Origin of the sequence: Microcoleus sp. Pol8_D6, assembly GCF_036700965.1 — a bacterium.
Lineage (GTDB): Bacteria > Cyanobacteriota > Cyanobacteriia > Cyanobacteriales > Microcoleaceae > Microcoleus.
The window spans coordinates 46,234-58,173 of record NZ_JAUBPW010000011.1; the positions used below are offsets into that span (position 1 = coordinate 46,234).

Sequence of the window (11,940 nt, forward strand, 5' to 3'; positions counted from 1 at the left end):
AAACGGTTAAATCTTAGCAACATCCCCCGCTAAATCCATCAACGAACCCGCGCCTTCCACCTTAGCAACATCCAACAAAGTCTTCAAAACCGAATCGGGATTCAAACTAATCGAATCAATTCCCAACTCAACCAAGAAACGAGCAAACTCAGGATAATCGCTGGGCGCTTGACCGCAAATCCCAATCTTGCGATCGTACTTTTTGGCGGCTTTAATGGCAATTGCTACCATGCGCTTGACAGCTTCATTCCGTTCGTCAAAGATGTGGGCGACTAAAGCAGAATCCCGGTCTAATCCTAATGTTAGCTGAGTTAAATCGTTAGAGCCGATCGAGAATCCATCAAAAACTTGGGCAAATTCGTCAGCAAATATGACATTGCTCGGCAATTCGCACATCACATAAACTTGCAAGCCGTTCTCGCCCTTAACTAAACCGTGTTTTGCCATCTCGGCTAACACTTTTCGCCCTTCATCCGGGGTGCGACAAAATGGAATCATCGGAATCACATTTGTCAAGCCCATTTCGTCGCGAACTCGCTTTAATGCTTTGCATTCTAAAGCGTAAGCTTCGCGGTAATTTGGGTCGTAATAGCGAGAGGCGCCACGCCACCCGATCATCGGGTTTTCTTCCTTGGGCTCAAACTGTCGCCCTCCCAAAAGATTAGCATATTCGTTGCTCTTGAAATCGCTCATCCGCACGATAACTGGATTTGGATAAAATGCGGCGGCAATTGTGGCAATCCCGTGGGCGAGTTTGTCGGTGAAGAAATCGGGTTTGTGTTGGTAAAGTGCTGTCAGGTTTGCAATTTCTTCTTTGACTGATTCATCCACCAATTCGTCAAAGTGAATCAGTGCCAGCGGGTGTGCTTTAATGTGATTGGCAATGATGAATTCCAACCGCGCTAAGCCTACGCCGTCGCAAGGAATGGCTGATAAACCAAACGCCTCTTCTGGGTTCCCGACATTCATTAAAATTTGAGTGCGGGTGCGGGGTAAATTCTCGATCGCAGTTTCTTGAATTTCAAAAGGAAGCAAACCCGCATAAACTTTGCCTTCGTCTCCTTCGGAACAAGAAACAGTGATTTCTTGCCCGTTTTTTAAGATTTGGGTGGCATCGCCAGTACCGACAATGGCGGGAATTCCCATTTCTCTGGCGATGATGGCGGCGTGACAAGTGCGGCCACCGGAATTGGTGACGATCGCACTTGCTTTTTTCATAATCGGTTCCCAATCGGGGTCTGTTTTGTTGGTAACTAAAACTTCTCCTGATTGAAATTCAGCGATTCTGTGAACATCTAAAATTACGCGGGCTTTTCCTTGTCCGATTGATTCGCCAACGGCGCGTCCTTTTGCTAAAACTACACTGCTACCTTGCAATTTGTAGTTTCGCAAAACTTTAGCAGATTTTTGAGATTGTACTGTTTCTGGTCGTGCTTGGACAATAAACAATTCGCCCGTGTTGCCGTCTTTTGCCCACTCAATGTCCATCGGGGTATAAGTTCCGCGCACTTTAGAGTAGTGTTCTTCGATGATGACTGCCCATTTGGCTAGTTGCAGAATTTCATCATCTTGTATGGCAAATTTATTTTTTTCGGCTGCTATGACGGAGACATTTTTGGTGTATTTAGAACCGCCGATATCGTACACCATTTTGAGTGTTTTGGTGCCAAGGCGTTTGTCTAAAATCGGGAGAAAACCTTGTTTTAATGTTGGTTTAAAGACGAAGTATTCGTCGGGGTTGACGGTGCCTTGGACGACGTTTTCGCCTAATCCGTAGGCGGCGGTGACTAATACGGCGTTTTTGAATCCAGTTTCGGTGTCGATGCTGAACATGACGCCGGAGGATGCTAAGTCCGATCGCACCATTTTTTGGACGCCGACTGATAGGGCGACTTCAAAGTGGTCGAAACCCCGCTGTTGGCGGTAGGAAATCGCGCGATCTGTGAATATGGAAGCAAAGCATTTGTGACAGCATTCGAGCACGCCAGCGCAAGCTTGGACGTTGAGGTAGGTTTCTTGCTGTCCCGCGAAACTGGCGTCGGGTAAGTCTTCGGCGGTGGCGGAGGAACGCACTGCTACGTCTGTACTGTCGCCGTAGAGATCGCACAATTTTTCGTAAGCATCCGCGATGGCTGCTTGCAGTTCTCGCGGAAATGGTGTGTCGAGAATCAGTGCCCGCGCTTGCTTGCCTTTTTGTCGCAGGTTCTGCAGATCTTCTACGTCTAAATCGGCAAAAATTTCGCGCAATTTAGCTTCTAAACCCGCTGACTGGATGAAGTACCGGTAAGCGTATGCTGTAGTTGCAAATCCGTTGGGAACTCTAACTCCTTGGGGGCTTAACTGTTGAATCATTTCGCCCAAAGAAGCATTTTTTCCCCCTACTAATGGGATGTCGGCTATGCCGACTTCATCAAACAACAATACTAAGGCTTTTTCTTTGGGAATTAAACCGAGTTTTTGTTCAATTGCTAAATTGTCGAGCATTGCTTTTTTCCTCTCAAGTTCAGCTCATTTCGGTCAAAAGATAGTAAACACAAGACAGTTAATTGGGAATTGTAATTTTGTTACAAAAATTCTCAAAATTTTTCCTAGGCTGTATCAACCGAGTTTTCGATTGCCTCTAATTCAACATTATCACTTTTTGGCTAAATAGCAAGGCCTGGGGAGATTTTTTATTTGATTGCAAAAAGTAAAGAAATCGCAGTAATGAGTTTATGTAAGGTATTATAAAAGAAGTGCTAAAAATATGAATAGCGAAGATAGTTGCCACCGCTTTTTTGGCGTTGAGCGCTCATTGGTGCGGGGATATCGCTTGGATGCTGTTGCTAGCGGAATTGAAGGACAACAAAGGGTGGGGTTCGATCGCGCGATCGGCTGAACCCGCCCAAAAACGGATACTTATTTTCCGACAAGAGTCGTGAGTGGCCGAAAATTGGAGATTCTAGTTCCACATCCCCGATTCATCTGTGGACTAAATCTAAAATCTAGCATCGTGTCACAGGGGCGATGGCCCAAAAAAATACTACGCCGCCTAGTTTCCTCCTGAAACCCAGCTTCTAAAAACCATAGAAATTTTATCTCTGATTGCGTTAGCCTACTTAGAGGAAAAACACAATCGCATAGATATCAGATATTGTACCATTTTCAATAAGCCTTTTAAGGGCTGGCCAGAAGAACCCCTCCCAAGAAAATGGACTCTTTGTGAAATGGGCCGGAAAGCCAGTTTTTGAGAACCGTTCAACATCTGAGATCAAGTGCATTGTAATTGTTGAACCAAAGAGTTTTTAACTGGTAACGGCAGGATTTGTGGCTAGACAATTCTTTATATGCTATAATAGTTGGCTACACTGCCTTCTGACAAAAAATAAGGTATATGATATCAGTTTTGAGCCCACCCGCAAAGCGAAATGGCTTTAAAGTTCTTCTGGTCGAAGACAATCAAGCAGAAGCCGATCTGATCGAAGAATTATTATTAGAAACAAATGTCAGTAGAGCCGAACCCCAAAAGCTATCAGTAAGTTGTACAGACCGTCTCAGCAAAGCGCAGCAACTTTTGGTCAGCGAACATTTTGATGTGATTTTACTAGATCTTTCGCTGCCCGATAGCCAAGACTTAAATACAATTGTCAAAATACAAGAATATAGCCTAAATACTCCGATTGTCGTACTGACTGCCCGCAACGATGAAGAGCTTGCCCTGCAGTCAATCCAAGTCGGAGCTCAAGATTATCTAGTGAAGCGAAAAATCGACAGCGAAGTGTTAATTAGATCGCTGCGTTACGCAGTCGAGCGACAGCACAACCAAGAAGCTTTGCGAAAAAGTGAAGAAAAATATCGCTCGGTAGTCGAGAATTCTCTCGTCGGAATTGCCATTCTTGCTCCTCCGAATTCTCCCTCAGAACCAGAAAAATACGAGTGGTTAGAAGTAAACGATGCTTTGTGCGATTTGCTGGGATACGATCGCCAAGACTTTTTGCACGAGAATTGGGAGATGTGGGGTTTTCCTGAAGACTTGCAGGCAAGTTTAGAGCAGTTAAATAAAATTTTGGCAGGGGAGAGTGAAGGCTATGTTTTGGACCAAAGGTGGCGCAGAAAAGACGAAAAAATAGTTTATACTAGAGTTTCCCTGCGCTGTATTCGCGCCCTAGACGGCTCGATCGACCACCTGATTAAAGTAGTCTTGGACGTGAGCGATCGCTACCGTTACGAAGCTCAATTAAAAGCATCAGAAGAGTTTTTAAATCACACAATTAATTCTACTCCTGACCCGATTTTTGTTAAAGATGAGCAGCACAGATGGATCGTATTAAACGATGCTTTTTGCAATTTGATAGGAAAAAGGCGATCGGAACTGATTGGCAAGTCAGGATACGATTTTTTACCCCCAGCACAAGCGGCTTTTTTTGGGCAGCGAGACGAGCAAGTATTGCAAAGAAGTCTTGCTGAGGAAACAGAAGAATTGTTTACTGATGGCGGCGGTCAAGAACGCATTATATCTACTAAAAAAACAGTATTTAAAAAAGCCGACGGGACTAAAATGTTGGTCGGAACCATGCGAGATGTGACTGACTACAAACGCCAGCAAATAGCGCTGCAGGAAAGCGAAGCTCGATTTCAAATAATGACTGACAACGTGCCGGGAATGATTTATCAATATCGGCTTTATGGAAATGGTAAAACATCTTTTACTTACGTTTCCTCGGGCAGTTGGCAGCTCTACAATTTAAAGCCAGAACAAATAGAAGAAAATGCCACGTTGGCTTTTGCAACAGTTCACCCCGACGACATCTCAGACTTGCAGCGATCGATCGCAACTTCAGCGGCGACTCAGCAAGCTTGGCAACACCAGTGGCGGCAAGTTATGGGAGATCGAGTGAAATGGCTGCAAGGCGCGTCAAAGCCAGAAAAGCAAGCCAACGGCGATATAGTTTGGGACGGTTTGGTGATGGATGTTACGGAATTGAAACAAACCCAGCAAGACCGCGATCGATTTTTTAATCTCTCGCTGGATTTACTTTGCATTGCAGGTTTTGACGGCTATTTCAAACGATTAAACCCCGCTTGGTCAAATTTATTAGGTTATAGCAGTGATGAAATCTTAGCCAAACCTTTGATAGAATTCGTGCATCCAGAAGACCTAGAAATTACTATAGCGGAATTAGAAAAACTTAAAAAAAGCCACCCCGTTATTAGCTTAGAAAACCGCTATCTTTGCCAAGATGGTACTTATAAATGGCTGTCGTGGACAGCATCGCCGTTTGCAGAAGAAGGTTTGATTTATGCAGTTGCTCGCGACGTTACATTTAGCAAGCAAGCTGAAGCTGAATTGCGTAAGAGCGAAGCCACTAACCGCGCTCTTTTAAATGCGATACCAGATATGATATTTCGCTGTCGGGCAGATGGCACTTTTGTAGACTTCAAACCTGCCAAAGATTTCGAGAATATCCTACCACAAAAAGCACTAATTGGCAAAAAAGCACAAGACATATTGCCGGCTGCTTTTGCTGACAAAATCTTGTCGGGCAATCAACAAGCGATCGCCACCGGCGAGATTCAAGTGGTAGAATATCAAATGCCAGTTAATGATGAACTATACGATTTTGAAGCGAGAATTGTCTTCTGCACAGAGGACGAAATTATCGCGATCGTCCGCGACATCACTAATCGTAAACGTTTTGAGTCAAAACTCCACAGGCAAGCAGCAGCAATGGCTGCTGCTTCCGAAGGTATCGCCATATTCAGTGCCGACAAAGAGGTGATTTATTGCAACGCAGCCCGACTAAAAATCTACGGTTACGACTCTCTCGAAGAAATCTTAGGTAAAAGTTGGAAAATATTCTACCAAGGTGCAGAGCTGCAAAGGTTCGAGCAAGAAGTCCTGCCGAATTTAGTGCAGAAAGGTTCTTACAGCACCGAAGCAGTAGGATGCCGTCGCGACCGCTCGGAATTCCCTATAGATGTCTCGCTGACAATGCTGCCCGACGGGGAAATCATTTGCATTGTTCGCGATATTTCCCAAAGAAAAAAAACAGAAGCAGCACTGCGGGAAAGCCAGCGGTTAACTCAACAAATTGCTGGGGCAAGTCCTAATATGTTGTATGTTTATGACTTAATAGAACAAAAAAATATCTATGCGAACGCTTCTATATACCACATTCTCGGCTATACAGTAGAGGAGATTCAGGCAATCGGGCCGTGGATGATGTCAACTTTAATCCACCCCGAAGATGCAATCAAAATGCCTGATTATTTACTGCAAGTCGAAACAGGCAGCGAAGGGGATATCTTTGAAATTGAATACCGAATTAGGCACAAGGATGGTTCTTGGCGCTGGATGGTCAGCCGAGATACTGTATTTGCGAAAACAGGAGACGGTAAGTTAAAACAAATTCTCGGTACGGGAACTGATATTACAGAAAGCAAGCAAGCAGAAGATGAAATAAAGCTGTTGCTGGCAGCAACTCAAGCCATTAGTCAGTCTGCAGATTTTCACAGTGCCCTCCCAGATATCCTGCGGTTGCTGTGCAATGCGATCGGCTGGAATTTTGCGGAAGCTTGGATACCGAATGCTAATGGTACTTTTTTGGAACACAGCGAAACTTGGTACGCTAGCGATCGCCATTTAGATACCTTCGGCAGCGAAAGTAAAAAAATTAGATTTGCCGCTGGAGTGGCAGTACCTGGACGGATTTGGTCTAGCAGAAAAGTAGAATGGATTGAAGATATTTCTCTAGCTAAAAATCATCTTTTTGCCCGATCGCAAATGGCGGCATTAGTCGGATTGAAAGCTTGTTTCGGAGTGCCAATTCACACTAGCTCGAAGGTGCTAGCAGTTTTAGTATTCTGCAAGCGCGACCGCTCGATTATGGAACCGCGTATAGTAGAGTTGGTCAAGGCTGTAGCGACGCAGTTGGGCGATCATATTCAGCGCAAACAAGCCGAAGAAGAATTGCGTAAAAGTGAAGAACGCTGGCAGTTAGTTCTCAAAGGCAATCAAGACGGAATTTGGGATCTGAATCTTCAAACAAATGAAGCTTTTCGATCGGCCCGTTGGCAAGAAATTATCGGTTACGCAGAGGGCGAAATCGACAGCACCAACAGCGCATGGATCGAGCGCATCCATCCAGATGATCACTCACGAGTGCAAGCAGCGATCCAAGGTTATCTCGATCGCCAAACCCCCAATTACGCCGCCGAATACCGCTTGCAGTGTAAAGACGGTAGCTATAAGTGGGTTCTCGCCCGCGCTCAAGCAGTGTGGGACGAAGCCGGAAACCCTCTGCGGATGGTGGGTTCAATGACGGATATTAGCGATCGCAAAGCAGCAGAATTAGCTTTACTGCAGGTCACTCAAGCCGTCGAAAGTACCAGCGACGCGATCGTGATCGCCGACTTGAAAGGGCGGTCTATTTACCACAATCAAGCCTTCATTCAGCGCTACGGCTATACGGTGAAAGAACTCAATGATATTGGTGACATGACGGCACTTTATGTCCGGCATAAAAATTCCAAACAAATCTATAAAAGCCTTCGCAAAGGTTGCTCTTGGTGTGGCGAAGTTGCACTGCAGACTAAGAGCGACGAAGCAGTAACTGCTCTGGTACGCGCCGACACTATTCAAGATATTAATGGGAATTACATCGGCTTAATTGGAGTCATTACAGACATCACAAAACGCAAAGAATCAGAGTTAATTTTGAGACAAAAGTTAAAGCGCGAACAGTTGGCGGTAGCCATGCTGGAACGCATTAGATCCTCTCTAAATCTTGAAGAAATTCTTACCAAAAGTGTCGAAGAAGTGCGGCAGTTCTTGCAAGTAGACCGCACTATTATTTACCAGTTCAATCCTGATTGGAGCGGGTTTATCGCTGTCGAGTCGGTTGCCGAAAATGTCCGACCAATTGTAGGAATGGAAATTTATGACCCCTGTTTCGGGGCAGCCTACGTTCCTCTTTACCAAGACGGTAGAGTTAGATCCATAGAAGATGTTCACAATGCCGGCCTGGCCGACTGCCATTTGGCTTTGTTGACCCGGCTCGATGTGAGAGCGAATCTGGTAGTGCCGATTTTGCAAGGCGAAAACTTGTGGGGGCTGTTAATTGCTCACCACTGCACGGGCCCGCGTCCCTGGCAGCAATTGGAGGGAGAGTGCCTAAAACAATTGGGGGTGCAGTTAGCGATCGCGATCCAGCAATCAATGCTATTTGAACAAGCACAAACCGAAATTGCCGATCGCAAACTTGCAGAAGCCGCCCTGCAATTAGCTAAAGAAGCCGCCGAATCCGCCAACCGCGCTAAAAGCGACTTTCTCGCCAACATGAGCCACGAATTGCGGACGCCTTTGAACGGGATTTTGGGATACATTCAACTGCTCAAAGTCGATAAAAACTTTACCGCCGATCAGCAGGAAAGTCTTAACAACATTCACCAGTGTGGCAACCACCTGCTGATGCTGATTAATGATGTTTTAGACCTCTCAAAAATCGAAGCTAGTAAAATGGAGCTGTCGCTGACAAACGTGCATTTTTCCAGTTTTGTGAAAAGTATTATTGATTTGTTCCAGATGCGATCGACCCAAAAAGGAATTTCCTTTAATTACGAGCAACTGTCAGCGCTGCCAGACGGCATTTTGGCAGACGAAAAAAGGTTGCGTCAAGTTTTGATTAATTTGCTCAGCAATGCCGTTAAGTTTACGAACAGCGGCAGCGTTACATTCAAAGTCGGTGATGCAGAAAAATTCCCCGATAACTATCCTCAAACCACCTGCGAAAATTCTAGTTGGACAGCGGCAATTGCCATTCAAACGCTCAATATGACCGCGAATTTAGACGCGCAGCAAATGTCGAGCCAGCCCCTAGGAACAACAGAAGGGCGCGAGGTGACAACAGCAGAAAATATCTGCCGTGTTCCTACCCCTAAAATTCGCTTTCAAATCGAAGATACCGGCATTGGCATTTCTCAGAATAAATTAGAAGAAATATTTTTGCCTTTTCATCAAGTGGGCGATCATAACAATTTTGTTGAAGGTACGGGACTGGGACTTTCCATCAGCCAAAAATTAGCCAAAATGATGGGCAGCCAAATTCGCGTCAAAAGTACCTCCGGCAAAGGCAGTATATTTTGGTTGGATCTAGACTTGCCCGCAGTCGCCCAGTCTTCTGAACTCCCCTCCCGGCAAGAAAAAAGGCGGCTTATCGGTTTTACCGGCCCCCAGCGGAAAGTGCTAATCGTGGACGATCACGAAGTAAATCGCGCCATGTTGCACAGGCTACTTTTTCATTTAGGCTTTGAAATTGCAGAAGCTACAGACGGCGAAGACTGCTTGCACAAAGCACAGGAATTTCTACCGGATATAATTTTAATGGATTTGCTGATGCCCGTAATGAACGGTTGGGAAGCTACCAGGCGGCTGCGACAGTTGCCGGAATTAAAAGATACGGTTATCCTTGCTTTGTCCGCTAACGTTTACGAGACTACTAAGCGAGAGAGCATACTTGCAGGTTGCGATAATTTTCTCACCAAGCCGATTCAAACTAACGAGCTTTTAGAATTATTGCGCCTGCATTTGAGACTAGAATGGGTTTACGAAGAAGGATCACAAACCAAAAAGCGGACAGATCAAACTGCAAAAGCATCTTCTGAGATTGCTGCTGCTGACTCAACGATGGTGTCTCCTGCCTCAGAGTCAGTCTTGGCGTTGTTAAGATTGGCTGCAATGGGCGATATTGAAGCTATTCTGGAAGAAATTGCTAAAATCGAACATTCTGACCCGACATTAGTGCCTTTCGTTCATCACCTGCGCCAACTTGCTAAAGGATTTCAGCTCAAGCAAATTCGAGATTTTTTGAAGCAACATTTGTCCTAAAATTGACGGTAGCTAACAGATAAGTCAAAATCAGTTAAATCTCGCGCCCAGAGTACCATTCTCAATCAGGTGTTCTGGCCTCCCGCGAAGCGACAACTTAATTTGCTTGGGCGGCCCGGACTCGCAGCCGGCTCCTCAAAGGGTTATTGCAAATAGAAGCATCTAGGAATCAACCGGGTTTCTAGAGCCACAAAAAATTCATTGAATCCGATTTAACGTCACAACCCACAACTCAAAAATCAAAAATTTGAATTTTTCCCTTGAATATGAACGATAAGAATTCCGAAAGAAGCATCATACTAATTGTCGATGACAACCAAACAAATCTTGACGTACTTTTCGAGTTGTTAAGGAATTACGGGTTTAAAGTATTAGTGGCTCTAGACGGCGAAAGTGCGATCGAGCAAATTGACTACATCCATCCCGACTTGATTCTTTTGGATATTATGATGCCAGGAATTGACGGTTTTGAAACTTGCCGACGGTTGAAAGCAGACCAGTCAACGCAAGATATTCCCATCATATTTATGAGCGCCCTTTCCGATACGCCTGATAAAGTAAAAGGCTTTCAGACAGGAGCCGTTGACTACATCACTAAGCCTTTCCAGCACGAAGAAGTTTTGAGCCGGATTCAAACCCACTTGACAATCCGCAGCTTGCAAAAAAAACTCGAAGAAAAAAACCTCGAACTTGCCCACCTCAACCAAAACCTGGAAAGACTTGTTGAACAAAAAACCAAGCAATTAATAAACCAGGAAAAAACAGCCATCATCGGACGTTTGACTCAGGGCATGGTTCACAACCTCAAAAGTCCCCTGCAAGTGATCCAGACTAGCGTCGATTTGATTGAAACAAAAGCCACACAAATTCAAGAAGACTCTCTGTTTAATTATACTAAGTATATTTTTCAAGCAGTCACAAAAATCAATCAGATCATGGATACTCTGATGATGAAAAGCCGAAACGAGCAAAAGCAAGATTTGCACCCGGTGAATATCAACGATTTAGTGCAGCGAGAAATTCAGCTATTGGAAGGCAACCTGTATTTTAAAAATAAAATTAGGAAAAAATACTTTTATGACGAAGAAATTGGCAGTATTCCATTAATTTATTCCTATCTTTCTCAAGTATTTTATAATTTAATCAATAATGCAATGGATGCTATGTGGGAAAAGAAAAACAGAGAAATAACTATCGTGACTCGGCAAGACGACTCGAACATATACATGGATATTGCAGATACGGGATGCGGCATATCATCTGAAGATTTGCCAAAAATTTTTGACCCTTTTTACACATCAAAGCCGCCTAAAGGCGAGGAAAAAACCACAGGCGAACCGACAGGAACTGGTCTAGGACTTTATACTTGTATTGAACTTTTAAAACCTTTTAATGGTGAGATTGCTATTAGCAGCAATGTCGGTCAAGGCAGCGTGTTTACAGTTGTGCTGCCCAAACCGCAGAAAAATTGAGCGACTCCACTGAGTTAAATTGTGTCCGGTTAGACAACCTTAATTAAGTTGGTAATTAGGTTTGTAGCAAGAAATGCAAGTCTTGGTTTCTCGCTTAAGAGGGGACTTGGATTGCTCAATACAAATAGGCGCTAATTTCGGGCTATTAACCGAACACAATCTCAGATCGTATTTTGTAAACCAACGGTAATTTTCGTAAGTTAGTAATAATACCATTATGAAAAAAATAATGCCACTTTAGGCAAGCTGGACACGGCTATTTAAAATCTAAAGTTTCAAAGGCTATCAGCAATGCGAATCCTGATTACTCCGCGCTCTTTTGACTTGCCTCTTGCTATTCCCCTGCCAAAGGTTGTAAATTAAAACATAGTTGAGTTGCAATATTGGTAAGAGTATGATATTTTTGGGCCACTAGGTTTGGGGCGAGGCGGAAAACTTGCAGCGAACAACTCAATTCTACAAAAAAATATGCGGGGTCGGCAAGCACACAGCGCACTCTCAAGCGTGGGGTTCAAGTTACCCAATCATGAGATAGGTAGCTGCATCTGCTGCTGAGATTTTATAATTAGTAAAAAATAGCAAAAGGATAGCAGCAGTAAAAAA

4 protein-coding genes are annotated in these 11,940 nt (G+C 44.3%); 3 read left to right on the forward strand and 1 reads right to left on the reverse strand.

The genetic code is table 11. The features are described from left to right. Positions 1-6 precede the first annotated feature (6 nt). On the reverse strand, positions 7-2,484 hold the full coding sequence (ppsA, locus tag QUA10_RS07000) for a phosphoenolpyruvate synthase (protein ID WP_333081953.1): 2,478 nt from the start codon (positions 2,482-2,484) through the stop codon (positions 7-9). Between the two features lie 262 nt (positions 2,485-2,746). Between ppsA and QUA10_RS07005 the strand changes: the two genes are divergently transcribed. From QUA10_RS07005 to QUA10_RS07015, 3 genes are all read left to right on the forward strand, one after another. Further along, positions 2,747-2,878 carry a hypothetical protein gene (locus QUA10_RS07005; RefSeq protein ID WP_333081955.1) on the forward strand — a complete coding sequence of 44 codons (132 nt, stop codon included), beginning with the start codon at positions 2,747-2,749 and terminating at the stop codon, positions 2,876-2,878. Between the two features lie 495 nt (positions 2,879-3,373). Then, complete coding sequence (locus tag QUA10_RS07010) at positions 3,374-9,865, forward strand: PAS domain S-box protein (protein WP_333081956.1); 6,492 nt, start codon at positions 3,374-3,376, stop codon at positions 9,863-9,865. Between the two features lie 266 nt (positions 9,866-10,131). After that, positions 10,132-11,337 (forward strand): hybrid sensor histidine kinase/response regulator, encoded by a 1,206-nt coding sequence (locus tag QUA10_RS07015; RefSeq protein WP_333081958.1) that lies wholly within the window; start codon positions 10,132-10,134, stop codon positions 11,335-11,337. Positions 11,338-11,940 lie beyond the last annotated feature (603 nt).